Genomic DNA, 16,501 nt, shown 5'->3' on the forward strand with positions numbered 1-16,501 from the left:
TCATGAGTTACGAATTACTGGCTTTACTTTTTTTTATAGCCATGTTGGCTGGTTTTATTGATTCTATCGCTGGTGGCGGTGGGCTGTTAACGGTACCGGCTCTTTTGGCGGTAGGCTTACCGCCAGCCAGCGCTTTAGCCACCAATAAATTACAAAGTACTGGGGGATCTTTCTCTGCCAGCCTTTACTTTATTCGTGAACGCATGGTTGATTTAAAACAGCAAAAATTCGCAATTACCTGTGCCTTTATTGGCTCGGCGCTTGGCACATTATCCGTCATGCATATACAAGCTGACTTCTTAAAATTACTCTTACCGATCTTAACTATTAGTGTTGGGCTCTATTTTTTACTCTCCCCGACCATTGGGGAAAATGATCGTAAAAGTCGCCTAACCATAATCCAATTCGCCTTATTACCAGCATTAGCTATCGGATTTTATGACGGTTTTTTTGGGCCCGGAGCTGGCTCATTTTACGCAGTAGCCTATATCACCCTTGCCGGTTTTAATTTAACCAAAGCCACTGCACATACCAAAGTACTCAATTTTACCTCTAACTTAGCGGGCTTAATCTTTTTTATTGTTGGTGGAGAAGTGGTATGGTCAATTGGTCTTGTTATGCTTGTTGGTCAATTTATTGGCGCAAGATTAGGGGCAAAAATGGTTATCGCTAAAGGGCGAAAATTGATAAGACCAATGCTTATTACCGTTTCCACTATTATGAGTATCAAACTCATCTATGAAAACGTCTTCTCTTAGAGAATAAAAAGATACTTACGATTAATCACAAAACCCCGCTCCTGAAAATTTTTTGAGGAGCGGGGTTTTTGCGCTTTAAAATGCCCTGATTTTAATGGCTGGAATTGTCATTGTATTTTATTTAAACAACGATCATCTTAAACTGGTTAATAATTTATCATCTTATAATTAGTAAAGCGATTTATTGAATTAGCTTTTATAAAAATTGTTATTTAAAAAAGCTCGTTTTTTACATAAAACAGTGTTAATTTGTCATTATGTAAAAATTGAATTTATTTTCTTATAATCATGGATTTGATTCACTCTTCTGATCTTAAAACCATTTTACATTCCAAGCGTGCTAATATTTATTATTTAGAACACTGCCGGGTTTTAGTCAATGGTGGTCGAGTTGAGTATGTCACCGATCAAGGGCTGCAATCATTGTATTGGAACATTCCGATAGCTAACACCACCTGCATTTTGCTTGGTACCGGTACTTCATTAACGCAAGCTGCTGTCCGTGAACTTTCAAGAGCCGGGGTAATGATTGGATTTTGTGGTGGCGGCGGAACACCACTATTTGCTTCGACCGAGTCAGAGTTTGCTTGTCAATTTTTTTCACCTCAAAGTGAGTATCGTGCAACTGAATACTTACAAAGTTGGTGCCAATTTTGGTTTGATGATCAGCGCCGATTACAAGCCGCTAAAATGTTACAACAGCATCGACTTAATATCATTCAATCGAGTTGGTTAGAATTTGATTGGACAGTAGATCAAAATCAATTAACTAACATTATCAACGATGCCAGAGAACAGTTTGATACGGCTAAAAATAGTCAATCTCTGTTAACAGCAGAAGGACGATTTAGCAAAAGATTGTATGCAATGGCAAATCAATTAACGTTGCAAGATGACAAATTTAAAAGAGAGCATGCCACTCGAAATAAAAGCCATGATCCTGCTAATCAATTTTTAGATCATGGTAATTATTTAGCTTATGGTTTAGGTGCTACGGCTTGTTGGGTATTGGGTTTGCCACATGGTTTAGCTATTTTACATGGCAAAACTCGACGTGGCGGCTTAGTTTTTGATGCTGCTGATATTATTAAAGATGGTATGGTTTTACCTCAAGCTTTTATATCTGCTATGCAAGGTGATGATGAGAAAACATTTCGTCAATCTTGTATTTCACAATTCGCGCAATTAGGCGCGCTCGATATGATTATTGATACGTTAAAACAAATTGCGGATAAAACATGAATATTTTACTTGTGAGCCAATGCAAAAAAAGAGCATTAACAGAAACCCGCCGAATCATCGATCAATTTGCTGAGCGTTGTGGTGAACGAACTTGGCAAACACCGATAACTTCAGCCGGTTTACAAACGCTTTATAAATTATTACGAAAAACCGCTCGAAAAAATACTGCTGTTGCTTGCTACTGGACACATGGAAAAAATCAAACTGATCTCCTTTGGATTGTCGGCGATAAAAGCCAATTTAACCAGCAAGGACGAGTGCCGACTAATCGTACAAAACGAAATATTTTACGAAGTGATAACGAAAATTCTTGGCAACATGCTATATCCATACAACTTATTGCAACTATTGCTGCATTATTGCATGATTTAGGTAAAGCGACAGTTGGTTTTCAAGATAAATTACGTAAAGCTTCAATAACTGGAGATCCATATCGACATGAGTGGATTTCATTACAAATATTTTTATTAATGATTAAAAATTGTACTAGCAATCAAGCCGTATTGGAACGGCTAGCCAATTTTTCAGAATATCAAGAGCAAAATCCAAACTGGCATCAAGATTTAACATGCACCGAAAAAGGTGATTTAACTCAAATACCCTTATTAGCTCAATGGATTGCTTGGTTAATTGTTTCACATCATCGAATGCCTTTTTTATCGGATTCGATGGGTGGTGATAAGAAAAAAAAGCAGAAGAATGAACTATTACTTGCTAACTTCAAACAAGACAATTTTTATAAAACACTAAAAGCCGTTGAAGGTTGGGTTAAAAATAAAAATAGCCAACATGCTAATCCAAACTCTTTTTGGCAGCTTAAAGATGATATAACGTTAAGTAATGTATGGTTAAAAAAACTCTGTCGTTATGCAAGTAAAGCACTTAATCACCCGCCTTTAATGCAGCTAACTACAATTGATCAATTTTTATTACATATATCTCGTTTGAGTTTAATGGTTGCTGATCACAATTTTTCAAGTTTATCTTTGGTAAATGATGAAGCAGGTAAAAATAAAGAAATCTTGATTGCCAATACCAATTATCAAAAAAAACCGAAACAGCGCTTAGATGATCATTTAATTGGTGTTGCTAACTTATCAGCTCGATTTGTTCGATTGCTACCCAAAATGGCAATGGAATTACCAGCAATTAACCACCATAAAGCATTTACACAACGTACGACAATCAAACGTTTTCAATGGCAAAATCATGCATTTGATTTGGCTAAAAGTTATCAGCAAACTAGTGATGAAAACGGCTTTTTTGGTATAAATATGGCATCAACAGGTTGCGGTAAAACGTTAGCGAACGGCCGAATTATTTATGCATTAGCTAATCCTAAACGTGGTGTGCGTTTTACCATTGCGTTAGGTTTGCGGGTATTAACATTGCAGACAGGTAAAGCACTTAGAGACAGACTACAACTGACAGATGAGCATGTGGCAACCTTAGTTGGTGGTAGTGCGTCAAAAACCTTATTTGAGTTAGAAAATGATGCAAAATCAGAACAAAAGAGACGAGAACATAACACCTATAACGAGCAAAATTCACAGAATCATAATCCTGAAAGTTACGGTAGCGAATCTATCGAATCTTTAATGGATGAATACATTGATGTCGCTGAAACAGGCATTGCTGATACCGAATTGGGTACTATTATTGAAAACAGTAAAGCTCGTCAATTACTTTATACCCCAATTGTCACCTGTACTATTGATCATATTATTCAAGCTAGTGAAGGCACTCAAGGCGGTAAATATATTGCACCAACATTAAGATTGCTTACTTCTGATCTCATATTAGATGAACCCGATGATTTTGATCAACACGATCTTCCTGCTTTAGCTAGATTAGTTCATTTAGCAGGACTTTATGGTAGTAAAGTATTGCTTTCTTCTGCTACTTTAACCCCCGATCTGATAGCTGGTTTATTTGACGCCTACCAAGCCGGAAGGAAAATATGGAATCAAAATAATAGTAGTCAAAGCAGTAATCGTATTATCTGCGGTTGGTTTGACGAATATCATCAGTCAGTCATGCCAATTGATGATCTTAATCATTTCAAAAATGAGCATCAACATTTTGTTCACTCACGCATAATGCAGCTAGAAAAAGAAGCGATTCGTCGTAAAGGACATATTCTAAAATTACTCGATTATCAAACAAATAAAAAAGCGAATGAAAAACTCAATTACCATATTTTAGCAAAGCAAATTCTGGAACAAGCAAGCCTATTTCACGAGCTATATCATCAGACTGACGAGACATCAAAAAAACAGGTCAGTATTGGTTTAATCCGATTTGCCCATACTGAAGATGTCATCGCAATTACTAAACAGATATATCAGCAACACACATTACCTGACGATACTGTATTTCATATTGTAGTTTACCATGCCAGACAACTTTTATTGCTACGTAGCCAATTGGAAGAAAAACTAGATAGAATTTTAAACCGTAGCGATCCGAAAGCATTATTCAACCAACCGGAAATTATTGAAGCAATAAAACACAGCAAAATACAGAATCACATTTTTATCGTCATTGGCACACCTGTTACTGAAGTTGGGCGTGATCATGATTATGATTGGGCAATTGTCGAGCCCTCATCTATGCGTTCCATTATTCAATTAGTCGGACGCGTTTGGCGACACCGCCCTGATAAATCTACGCATAGCCCAAATGTAGCAATCTTAGGCAGTAACATCGAATCGATAAAAAAAGGAAACAACTATGGTTCAGTGGAAGCTTGTTTTGCCAGACCGGGTTTTGAACAAGAGCCTAATTTTTTACTAAAATCACATAAAAGTGAAGAAATTATACCAAGCAAACAACTCGAAAATATTAATGCTATTCCACGCATAGTTTCATCACCAGAAGATGGTTTAACGCTTGCTGAATTAGAGCATAATGTCATGGCGGACTTATTTGCCATTAATGCTCATACAAGCAACTATGTTACTTGTTATTGGCAACCTAATTTGGCACATCATCATTGTGTGCATTTGCAAAAGATCTCGCCATTTAGAATGAAAAGCCCAAAAGAAGATGATTACGTCTGTCAGTTAGATGAAGATGGTAATCACAATTTTAGTTATGCTGAAAATGCATGGCAAAAACCAGATGAACAATGCCCTGAAACAGAAAATTACGCTATCCAATATCAAAATTGGCAGTTAGATAACCCAAAAGTACAAATATGGCTATCAAATACCGTACAACAAGCCATGGAAAAACTAGCCGAACATTTGCCAAATAAAAACCAATATCGGCTGGCAAACGAATTTTGCACAGTTAGTTTAGCAAGTGGAACACGCTGGTGCTTTAATCCTTGTTTTGGGTTTTATAAAGAATAGAGGGTGGTCAAATCTTTTAAAACTAAATTTAATGTAAGATATTTTCGTCTATCCAATAAAATATAGCTGTCATATCCGATGAAATGTAGTAATACAAAAGTAATTATTTTATAATAATTAACACTACCGTATAGGTAGCTTAGAAACGTGAAATTACCATATATCACGATTATAACCGCCGAATAGGCGGTTTTTCATTATTATTACTTACAAAACTATTGAAATTATTTTTTAATTGTCCCCGTGAAATTATAATATAGATTGACTTTGTTTTCTTATATTATTAATATGACAAATATGTAATCTAAATTACATAAAACACCATTTTTAATTAAATGTTGTAATGGAAAACCCCAGATGGACCAGATCTGAGGTTTAAAATTTCATCCACGCGTAATAAAGTAGGACAAAATTATGCATAAAAATAAATCTAAGTTGATTCAATGTCAAATATCTATTGAAAAATTAGAAGTAAATGATTTACAGCAATTTGAAATTAATGGAAGAGCAGCGAATGATGAATCGTTTATCGTTACACAAGAACCTTCTAAATTTTACTCTATCAAAAAGTTAATGAATATTCTAGGTTGTTCAACAATTAAAGAAGTAGAATATTTAATAAAAAAATTAGGTTTAGATCATCCTAAATATAGATGTAATAATTTTTCTGATGAGTTGTTGTTTAATGAAAAAGCACTTCAATTGTTACATTTGTATATAAAATTTAAAGCATCATAATGGAGAAACTAAGGACTTATATTTAAATATAAGTCCTATTTATAATATTTTTATTAATATAGGAGGGCCAATGAATAGTATTTCTTGGCAAGATATTAGAAAGGTAATCATAAACTTTCTAACGCAACGGCTTGCTAATAATAGTAGCTACAAAAGTGAGCTTGTAAAATTAGCTAAAGCTAGAGAAAACAATGATTCATTAGCAATTACTGAATCACAACAAAAAATTAATGATTTATTAAAGCGTTATGATTTTGAAACTTGGATGGAAGATGCGGCAACCAGAAGGATATTCTGGATATCAATAGCTTCTCATATTAGCAAAGGGATCCATTCTTCAAGTCTAGGTGATAATAATAATTATCTAACGCAGACTAAGCCAATCAATCAGACAGTTATATCTTCCGCTACACTAACTACGTTACCACTTGATTGTTCAGGCAATGCTGCAGCTTTAGATATATTTTCATTATTAAATCAAGTTGTAACCGGTGAAACAACACTATTGCAATTGATTATAGAAGATAACCCTGCAGTATTGGATGCTTTATCTGACGATAAACAAAAAGCATCGCTTTATTTAGTCAATTTAAAAAAAGCTATATTTAATGAATTTGAACATCCTAAAGCTTCAGAACTCAATAAACAATTTTATTGGCCAAATAGCCAAGAAAGCTATTTAGCTCATCTAGAAAATAATTATCGGTTATTAGTTCCATTGCATCCTAGTTCGTTATGTCATGTAGTTTATCAGAAAGTGCAAGAAAGGTTTTCCGAACACAATAAAAAAGCCCGTGAACAAAGAAGGATAAAAGATGCAGTACATGAACCCTATTTTTCTTTTCAAAATTTAGCTGTGGTTAAGTTGGGTGGCAGTAATCCTCAAGGTGTAAGTCAATTAACCAGCAATCAAGGTGGTCGAAATTTCTTATTACCTTCAATACCACCCGAATTCAAAACTTCCAAATTTCCGTCGATTACCGATCACAAACAAAATATTTTTGATAATTCAATGCAATATTTTTGTCGGTTTGGTTTTAGATTACTCTTTGATATGGTTCAGGCGCCTAAAAATGTCGTTGAAGAAAGAGATAATCGTAAAGATGCTTTAGATATTATCTCATCTTATGTCCTTAAGTTTGCTAAGCATATCCAGCAAACCATGCCTGCTGGTTGGAGTAGGGAATACTCTCTAAAATTTAGCCAAAAGCTTTGGCTAGACCCTAATCGAGCAGAGTTAGAAAATGAAGAAGATTTCAAACAACACTATGATAAAGGTGATTGGCTAGGTGATATTAAACAAGATTTTGCTTTTTGGATTCAATGCGTGTTGAAAAATAAATTTAATAATATCAGTGAGCAATTTTCAGATCCTGAATTTAATGAATGGTGTAGCGAATTTAGCGCAGCGGTAAAAGCGAGTCAACGTAAAAAAGAGGGGGTTTTCTAATGACTTCGTTAAATTATTATCTACTTTTTGACCATGTTAAAATTCACAATGCTAATGCTATATCAAGCCCATTGACTTATGGTTTTCCGGCTATTTCTGGATTTTTAGGTGCTATTCACGCTTTAAATCGAAAAATTGAATCCAAAGAACCAATTTATCTTGACGGGGTATTAATTGCTTGTCATGAGTGTGATGTACAAGTTTATCGCCCTAATGATTATTCAGATTATATTTTTCGGTTAACTCGCAACCCATTAGCAAAAAATGGTGATACTCGCTCAATCATCGAGGAAGGTAAAGTTCATCTTGATGTGAGTTTATTAGTAGAAGTGAAAATCGAAAATATCGATACGCTCTATGATGAAGAACAACAACAAGCATTTGTTACGCAGATGAAGCAAAAACTTTATCAACAACGTATAGCGGGTGGGCACATAGTCTCAATTGAAAATGTAAAATTAATTTCTTCTGATGAATCAGATAAAACCTTAGCTAATTTGTTGCTGCCTGCATTTGTTTTAGTTGAAGCACAACAAGAGTTAGAAGATATCACTGCTGAATTACAACAAAAGAATCCTAATGCCACGCAACTCGATGCTTTAGTTGAAACTGCAATGCTTCATCATCAACCGCAAGAAAAAGATCATTGGCAAACTACTTCAATAAAGGAAGGGCGAGGTTGGCTAGTGCCTATCCCACTCGGATATCAAGCTATTTCACCACTATTTCAAGCCGGAATGGTTGAAAATGCACGTAGCAATGAATATGCAACACAATTTGTTGAATGTATCTATGGATTAGGTAAATGGGTATTTCCTTTACGATTAAAGGGACATTTATCCCAAGCTTTTTGGCGTTATCAGTGTAGTGAATTGCAATCGAATAACGCAGACATTTATATGATTAATCAAAGAACCAATTAAATATTTAGCATTACTAAAAAGGATGAAATTATGAGTAAAGATAAAATCGCAACCGCTTCAGTTTTAGCATTCGAACGCAGTTTTGATATTTCGGATGCCGTTTTTTTACAACAAGTTGATACAGACGATAACAATTTATATCCTGTTTTTATATCAGAAAAATCCGTTCGAGGGACAATTTCTAATCGCCTTAAAAATGCTGTTACTAATGATCCCGCAAAATTAGATGCCGAAATTCAAAAGGCTAATTTACAAACGGTTGATACCGCTGCGTTAGATACCGATAAAGATACATTAGTGGTTAAATGGAGTTGTAAAGTTCTGCCATTTTTAGGCAAACCATCAGTATGTAATAATATCGAGTATCAAGAAGAATTAACAAAAGTGACCAACGATTATATAAAATCTAACGGTATGAAAACGCTTGCTAAACGTTATGCCATTAATATACTTAATGGTCGTTGGTTATGGCGTAATCGCATGGCTGCTGAACAAATCACTATTTCGATCATTCACAATAATAAACCTGTTATTCATGTAAATGATGTTAAACAATATCAACTTAACTCATTTGATTACGAAGATAAAGCAATAGAAGATCTTGCTAAACTTATCGAAGCTGGACTATCTAACAAAGAATTTATTATCTTCGACATAGTAGCCAAATTAAAAATGGGCTTAGGTCAAGAAGTGTATCCTTCACAAGAGTTAATCTTAGATACTGGAAAAACAAAAAGTAAAGTACTTTATGAGAAAAACGAATGTGCAGCTATGCACTCGCAAAAAATCAGCAATGCTATTCGAACCATTGATACCTGGTATGATGACAAAGCTGAGTTTCCGATTGCTATCGAGCCTTATGGTGCCGTCACAACTATGGGGCATGCTTTCCGTCAACCTAAACAAAAACATGACTTTTACACGCTATTTGATAACTGGGTACTAAAAGGGGAAAAGCCATCACTTGAACAACAACATTATGTCATAGCAGTACTGATTCGCGGTGGTGTATTTGGTGCAAGTGGTAAGGAGTAATTATTATGCTCACTCACTATTTTGAACTAAGAGCAATCCCACAACTTGAGATAACCGAAACAGAAGTGATTAATCAAGTTATGCAATCACTTCATCAAGTTTTGGTTAATTATCAAGGTAATATTGCGGTCAGTTTTCCTTGTTATAATGTTAATCGCACATTAGGCGGAATTATTCGATTATTTGGTGATGAAGTTCAGTTACAACAATTTAAAACTGCCTTGCAGACGGTGGTTAGTGATTATACTATCGCCTTACCAATAACCCCGGTTCCAACTAATATTAAAGGTTACCTACGTTTAATTCGCGTCAATCCTAAAGGGCAAAGCGCTTTAAGACGAGCTGAAAAACGTTTAACTGCACAAGGTAAATGGTCAGATGAAGTAAAAAATAAAATGATTGAAAAATGGAGTAGTGTTCAATTAAATTATCCACATCTTCATTTCACCAGCAAAAGCACTGGTCAAAACTTTATCATGTGGTTAAGACAAGAAAAATGTACAACACCTGTGCAGGGTAAATTTAACAGTTATGGACTAAGCAAAATAGCAACCATCCCTGATTTTTAATTAAGTATTAAGGGCATTATCATAATGCCCTTAACGCTTTTTATCATGCTCAGTAAGATAAACTTCAAAATTTTTTGAAGAAAGCTTTTTTCAAATGCAAAAAATACCTTACAGTGTTGCCGTGAATTTACTTTAAACTAAACAGTTTTTTTGGGCTGTTTCACAGCAAAAAAGTTGAGGAATGGGATTTTGTGGAGTTCAAAATATAAACTTTAATAACCCTTTTTTTTAGCTAAAAATAAAATTATTAAAAATCAATATATTGTAAAATCGTTAAAAAAAAGGGTTTTGAAAACTAAAATTACTCTTTGTCTTTTTATAAACGATGTTTATAGTATGTAATGTTCTACTTTACAGCTGCATAAGTTGTTTAGAAATGCATTTAAAACATTACCCGCATTTATACCAACTTTACAGCTGCATAAGTTGTTTAGAAAACGAAATTAGATCACTAGCTGAACGTCTATATCTTTACAGCTGCATAAGTTGTTTAGAAATGTTTCAGTTTTAACAAAATTAGATAATTGTTCTTTACAGCTGCATAAGTTGTTTAGAAATTTTAATGTTGTCATTTCCATTTATGCCACCTCTTTACAGCTGCATAAGTTGTTTAGAAAAGCAAAGGCAATGCACTCGTTACTCAGTGATGCTTTACAGCTGCATAAGTTGTTTAGAAAAATATAATCGTTTACGGTTTTGCGCTGATACCCTTTACAGCTGCATAAGTTGTTTAGAAATTGTCGATGTAGTCGAAGATGTTAGATGTCATCTTTACAGCTGCATAAGTTGTTTAGAAATTTTTCTTGATAGAGCGTTGCATATTTACGAGCTTTACAGCTGCATAAGTTGTTTAGAAACTCGCCTAAAGTCTTTTCTTTAGCCTGATACCCTTTACAGCTGCATAAGTTGTTTAGAAATTGAATTGAAATTATTTACCATGGAAAACCATCTTTACAGCTGCATAAGTTGTTTAGAAAAGCGAGTTTTTAAAACGATTCCCAATATTAGTCTTTACAGCTGCATAAGTTGTTTAGAAAAGCAGGAATCGAAATAAAGCCATAACAAATTACTTTACAGCTGCATAAGTTGTTTAGAAAATGCTGACGCAGTGCTTCGTTGGTCGGCAGCTCTTTACAGCTGCATAAGTTGTTTAGAAATCAGGGGCATTCTGCATATCCTGCGGGTTTTTCTTTACAGCTGCATAAGTTGTTTAGAAATAACACATAGTCTTGAATTTTTTCAGCATCAGATTTACAGCTGCATAAGTTGTTTAGAAATTTATTTCAACCTCGAAAAACTCATCTGCAATCTTTACAGCTGCATAAGCAGTTTATAAACCCTATCAATGGTGAATGAGGACACAATAAAATCTTATGAAAGAGAAGCATAAAAAGTTGAGGAAAGGGGTTTTTGAAACTTAAAAATACACCGATTAATCCTACAAACAAGCTATTTTCCTTTTTCTGTACAATTATACTTACAATGTTTATAGTAGCTTATATTCTTAATTAAGATTAGTTTTGGTCGCTTGTAATATTATGAAACTTCAACAATTACGTTACATTTTAGAAATAGCTCGCTCAGGCTCGATTAATGAGGCTGCTAAGAATCTTTATATTACTCAGCCTAGTCTTTCTACTGCGGTTAAGGATTTGGAAGCCGAATTCGGTATCGAGATTTTTGTAAGAACATCAAAAGGGGTTTCACTCTCGGCTGATGGTGTGGAATTTTTGGGGTATGCTAAGCAGGTTTTAGATCAAGCTCAATTGTTGGAGCAACATTTTTCAAAAAAAGAACCCTCTAAGCAGTTATGCAGTATTTCAACGCAACATTATGCGTTTGCAGTTAATGCGTTTGTTAATTTAATCAAGAAGAATCATACAGATGAATATGAGTTTACCTTACGTGAAACGCGGACTTACGACATCATTACTGATGTTGCCAATTTGCGTAGTGAAGTGGGTATTTTGTATCTGACCGATTTTAATCAAAAGGTGATTTTGCGTCTGCTTAAAGAGCATCGTCTTACTTTTAATCCTTTGTTTGAAGCCGATCCTCATGTGTTTATTAGCACCCATCATCCTTTAGCTGCTATGAAGTCGTTGACGCTTGAAGATTTGGAGGATTTTCCATATCTCTCTTTTGAACAGGGTGAATATAACTCTTTTTATTTTTCGGAAGAGATTTTAAGTACCGTCTATCATAAGAAAAGTATTCATGTAAGTGACAGAGCGACGTTGTTTAATTTATTGCATGGGTTAAATGGTTATACAATTAGTACTGGCGTGCTCAGTACTGATTTGAATGGTTCGGATATTTTGTCTATTCCTTTAGCCGTTGATGAGAAGATTTTAATCGGTTGGATAACTTCGCAAAAAGCGCAATTAAGTTTGTCGGCGCAAAATTATATTGAAGCGTTGAAAAAGCTTATCCAAGAAGAATATGGTTTTAAACTTAAATAAGCGTTTTAAATTACTAAATCAAATTGCTATTTCAATAAATTCCAGTATAATTGCGCACAATTCATATATTGATTATATGAATACCGAGGAATGTCTGAATTAGAGATCGGTCATTCCATTTTTTTATTTATTTTAAGAGGTTTATTATGTCTCTAACTGTAGAAGCAAAAGCGAAAATCGTTGCTGAATATGGTCGTGGTACTAACGACACTGGTTCAACTGAAGTTCAAGTCGCTCTTTTAACTGCGCGTATTAATGATTTACAAGGTCATTTTTCTGAGCATAAGAAAGATCACCATAGCCGTCGTGGTTTATTACGTATGGTTTCTAGCCGTCGTAAATTATTAGATTATTTACGTCGTACAGACTTTGACCGTTATAACCAGTTGATTCAAAAACTAGGTTTACGTCGCTAATATTTATCTACTTGAAAAGAGGCTTAGGCCTCTTTTTCGTTGTATAAATTTAGGGCTTTGCTATAATGCTGAGCTCGAAAAGCATGTTTAATTGCTTTGTAGAGAAAAATTAATAAAAATAGAAGATTATGTCTCATGTTTCGCGCGACTAATGAGAGCTCTATAATTTATAGATTTGTCATTAGTCGTGACAGTGAAATAATCTTTTGTTGAGTATCCCCCACATGGTTGAAGTGTGTATCAATATGTTCCAGCATTGCGCTGCTTCCTGTCGAAATATCAAACTTCAACATGATTTATAACAAGAGGAATTTATTTTGTTTAATCCGACATATCAAAAATTTCAATATGGTCGTCATACAGTTACATTAGAAACGGGTATTATGGCGCGTCAAGCAACAGCTGCGGTTATGGTCAATATGGACGATACTGCGGTTTTTGTGACTGTAGTAGCTAATAAGAAAGTGAAAGAAGGGCAAGACTTCTTTCCTTTAACCGTTAACTATCAAGAACGTACTTATGCAGCAGGCCGTATTCCAGGTGGTTTCTTTAAACGAGAAGGTCGTCCGAGCGAAGGCGAAACGTTAATTGCTCGTTTAATTGACCGTCCACTTCGTCCTTTATTCCCAGAAGGTTTTGTTAATGAGATTCAAATCATTGCAACTGTGGTGTCTGTAAATCCAGATGTTAGCCCTGATTTGGTGGCGATGATTGGTGCATCGGCTGCGCTTTGTTTATCTGGTGTACCGTTCCATGGTCCAATTGGCGCAGCACGTGTTGGTTTTATCAATGATGAGTTTGTGCTAAATCCATCAGTTAAAGAGCTAGCATCAAGCCGTTTAGATTTGGTTGTTGCAGGTACCAAAAGTGCCGTGTTAATGGTTGAATCAGAAGCTGATTTGTTAACTGAAGATCAGATGTTAGCTGCGGTGGTTTTTGGTCATGATCAACAACAAGTTGTTATTGATAATATTAATGAGTTTGTAGCGAAAGCGAATTGTGAAAAATGGGATTGGGTTGCACCTGCTAAAAATGAAGAGCTGTTTAATGCTGTTTCTGACTTAGCTAAAGCTCGTTTAGGTGAGGCTTATCGTATCACTGAAAAACAAGCTCGTTATGCACAAATCGATTTGATTAAAGAAGAAGTGTTAGCGGTACTTAAAGAGAAAGACGAAGAGCTTGATGAAAACGAAGTTATCAATATTATTGTTGATTTAGAAAGTCAAATCGTTCGTCAACGTGTTATCGCTGGTGAGCCACGTATTGATGGTCGCGAAAAAGATATGATTCGTGCGCTTGATATTCGTACCAATGTATTACCAAGAACGCATGGTAGTGCTTTATTTACGCGTGGTGAAACTCAAGCACTAGTGACAGCAACATTAGGAACTGAACGTGACGCTCAGATTATTGATGAGTTAACTGGTGAGTATACTGAGCGATTCTTATTACACTACAACTTCCCTCCATACTCAGTAGGTGAAACTGGCATGGTTGGTTCGCCAAAACGTCGTGAAATTGGTCATGGTCGTTTAGCTAAGCGTGGTGTTGCTGCTGTAATGCCAAGTAAAGAAGAGTTCCCATATACTGTTCGTGTGGTTTCAGAGATTACTGAATCTAATGGTTCTTCTTCAATGGCTTCAGTTTGTGGTGCTTCATTAGCGCTTATGGATGCTGGTGTGCCAATTAAGTCTTCTGTTGCAGGTATCGCAATGGGGCTTGTGAAAGAAGGCGATAACTTTGTGGTGTTATCTGATATTTTAGGTGATGAAGATCATCTAGGTGATATGGACTTCAAAGTAGCCGGTACCCGTGAAGGTGTGAGTGCGCTTCAAATGGATATCAAAATTGAAGGTATCACTAAAGAAATTATGCAAGTTGCATTAAATCAAGCTAAAGGTGCTCGCTTGCATATTTTAGGGGTGATGGAACAAGCAATTAATAAACCTCGTCAGGAAATTTCTGAATTTGCTCCTCGTATCTATACGATGAATGTTAATCCAGATAAAATACGCGATATTATCGGTAAAGGTGGTGCTACGATTCGTGCACTAACTGAAGAGACTGGTACTACCATTGAAATTACTGATGATGGTACAGTTAAAATTGCGGCAACTGATGGCAATAAGGCTAAAGATGCAATCGAACGTATTAATAATTTAGTTGCTGATGTTGAAATTGGTAAAATCTATACTGGTAAGGTAACCCGTATTGTTGATTTCGGTGCTTTTGTATCAATTATTGGTGGTAAAGAAGGACTTGTTCATGTTTCTCAAATTGCTGATCACCGTGTTGAGAAAGTTGCAGACTACTTGAAAGTAGGTCAAGAAGTGAATGTTAAAGTACTTGAAATTGATCGCCAAGGTCGAATTCGTTTAAGTATGAAAGATGCTGTTGAGCCGAATTCTGATGTTGAGCCAGCAGCTGAATAAGATATTATTCACCAGGAGTTAAAAAATGAGATTATTCAACCTGAGGATGTTGTGCTGTATTCTTGCAGTCATTATTTTGTCAGGTTGTTCAAATTCTCAGCCGTTACTTGTTGCTCCTGAGCAAGTTACCTATGACGATGAATTGAAAATAGCGCAAATTAGTCAGCAGTTATCAAGTCGCGATCTTGATACCCCATCTAGGATGCAGCTTATTTTTGAACGAGGAATTATTTACGATTCATTAGGTTTTAAAGCATTTGCACAAAGTGATTTTAACCATCTTTTAAGCTTTAACCCAGAAATTCCAGATGTATATAATTTTCTGGGTACTTATGCGTTAAGAGACGGTGATTTCGATAATGCGATGATGGCGTTTAATACAACATTAGAGCTGGATTCTTCTTATGCTTATGCCTATTTTAATCGTGCAGTAACTCTGTATCGTACAGGGCATTATCAAGCTGCAAAGCTTGATGCAGAAAAATTTTATAAATATGATGTCAATGAGCCTATTCGAATTTTATGGCTTTATTTGATTGAAAAAGAAATAGATAAACAAGCTGCCTTAACTCAGCTACAAAAACGTTACGATCTTATTAACGATAAATCGAGTTATGGCAGTAATATCATTGCATTTTATTTAGGTAAGATAAGCGAATCTAAATTAATGCAAAACCTTCAACAAGGTGTTGAAAATGATCGGCAATTAGCCGAGCGCCTTTGTGAAGCTTACTTTTATTTAGGTAAATATTACCAAAGTAAAGGTAACAATGAGCGTGCCAAAATGTTATTTAAATATGCTTTAGCAAATAATATTTATAACTTTGTTGAACATCAACAGGCGCTCTATGAAATTAAGTTACTTGACGAAAAGTAACAAGGGTCATGCCAGTTTAAAAGTGAAAATATTGTTATAGCGTAGTTCTGATTTGCCCAAAATATATTCTCGATTCTTTACATGTTTCTTATCAATTGTATTTTTTCAAATATCAATTGCATTAGAATAAATGGCTATTTGATTGAGTAAGTATTGGTTGTTAGTTATTGGGGTGAGTTGTAAATTTTCAATTTAGTGAGCTGGCATAAATTTATATAGGCTTCTTTATTTTGGTATAGTCAT

The 16,501-nt window shown here is 35.1% G+C and carries 12 protein-coding genes and 1 CRISPR repeat array; all 12 genes read left to right on the forward strand.

The genetic code is table 11. From position 1 onward, the window contains the following. Positions 1 to 2: 2 nt before the first annotated feature. The 12 genes from A9G07_RS05130 to nlpI all read left to right on the forward strand — a co-directional run bounded on the left by A9G07_RS05130 (position 3) and on the right by nlpI (position 16,258). On the forward strand, positions 3 to 758 hold the full coding sequence (locus A9G07_RS05130; RefSeq protein WP_065734292.1) for a TSUP family transporter: 756 nt from the start codon (positions 3 to 5) through the stop codon (positions 756 to 758). Positions 759 to 1,046: 288 nt separating this feature from the next. Beyond that, positions 1,047 to 2,000 (forward strand): type I-F CRISPR-associated endonuclease Cas1f, encoded by a 954-nt coding sequence (cas1f, locus tag A9G07_RS05135; protein ID WP_065734293.1) that lies wholly within the window; start codon positions 1,047 to 1,049, stop codon positions 1,998 to 2,000. After that, positions 1,997 to 5,356 (forward strand): type I-F CRISPR-associated helicase Cas3f, encoded by a 3,360-nt coding sequence (gene cas3f, locus A9G07_RS05140; protein ID WP_065734294.1) that lies wholly within the window; start codon positions 1,997 to 1,999, stop codon positions 5,354 to 5,356. The genes cas1f and cas3f overlap by 4 nt, the downstream gene beginning before the upstream one ends. Before the next feature lie 414 nt (positions 5,357 to 5,770). After that, positions 5,771 to 6,094: a hypothetical protein gene (locus A9G07_RS05145; RefSeq protein WP_065734295.1), complete on the forward strand. Its 324-nt coding sequence runs from the start codon at positions 5,771 to 5,773 to the stop codon at positions 6,092 to 6,094. Between the two features lie 70 nt (positions 6,095 to 6,164). Continuing rightward, positions 6,165 to 7,544: a type I-F CRISPR-associated protein Csy1 gene (gene csy1, locus A9G07_RS05150; RefSeq protein WP_065734296.1), complete on the forward strand. Its 1,380-nt coding sequence runs from the start codon at positions 6,165 to 6,167 to the stop codon at positions 7,542 to 7,544. Continuing rightward, positions 7,544 to 8,467: a type I-F CRISPR-associated protein Csy2 gene (gene csy2, locus A9G07_RS05155; protein ID WP_065734297.1), complete on the forward strand. Its 924-nt coding sequence runs from the start codon at positions 7,544 to 7,546 to the stop codon at positions 8,465 to 8,467. Before csy1 ends, csy2 begins: the two co-directional genes overlap by 1 nt. Positions 8,468 to 8,497: 30 nt before the next feature. Beyond that, a complete protein-coding gene (csy3, locus tag A9G07_RS05160; RefSeq protein WP_065734298.1) occupies positions 8,498 to 9,502 on the forward strand; it encodes a type I-F CRISPR-associated protein Csy3 in 1,005 nt (334 codons plus the stop codon). Positions 9,503 to 9,507: 5 nt separating this feature from the next. Beyond that, entirely contained in the window at positions 9,508 to 10,071 is a 564-nt protein-coding gene (gene cas6f / locus A9G07_RS05165) for a type I-F CRISPR-associated endoribonuclease Cas6/Csy4 (RefSeq protein ID WP_065734299.1), read from the forward strand. A 349-nt stretch (positions 10,072 to 10,420) separates the two neighbouring features. Beyond that, positions 10,421 to 11,408: a CRISPR direct-repeat array (repeat unit 28 nt; unit sequence CTTTACAGCTGCATAAGTTGTTTAGAAA). 201 nt (positions 11,409 to 11,609) lie between these two features. Beyond that, positions 11,610 to 12,533 carry a LysR family transcriptional regulator gene (locus A9G07_RS05170; protein ID WP_065562201.1) on the forward strand — a complete coding sequence of 308 codons (924 nt, stop codon included), beginning with the start codon at positions 11,610 to 11,612 and terminating at the stop codon, positions 12,531 to 12,533. 146 nt (positions 12,534 to 12,679) lie between these two features. Continuing rightward, complete coding sequence (rpsO, locus tag A9G07_RS05175) at positions 12,680 to 12,949, forward strand: 30S ribosomal protein S15 (RefSeq protein WP_065562200.1); 270 nt, start codon at positions 12,680 to 12,682, stop codon at positions 12,947 to 12,949. Between the two features lie 317 nt (positions 12,950 to 13,266). Beyond that, positions 13,267 to 15,381, forward strand: a complete 2,115-nt coding sequence (gene pnp, locus A9G07_RS05180; protein WP_065562199.1) for a polyribonucleotide nucleotidyltransferase — start codon at positions 13,267 to 13,269, stop codon at positions 15,379 to 15,381. 25 nt (positions 15,382 to 15,406) lie between these two features. Then, a complete protein-coding gene (gene nlpI / locus A9G07_RS05185) occupies positions 15,407 to 16,258 on the forward strand; it encodes a lipoprotein NlpI (protein WP_065734300.1) in 852 nt (283 codons plus the stop codon). Positions 16,259 to 16,501: the final 243 nt, after the last annotated feature.

The sequence above is a fragment of the Gilliamella sp. wkB72 genome, assembly GCF_001693745.1.
Taxonomy (GTDB): Bacteria; Pseudomonadota; Gammaproteobacteria; order Enterobacterales; family Orbaceae; genus Gilliamella; species Gilliamella apicola_E.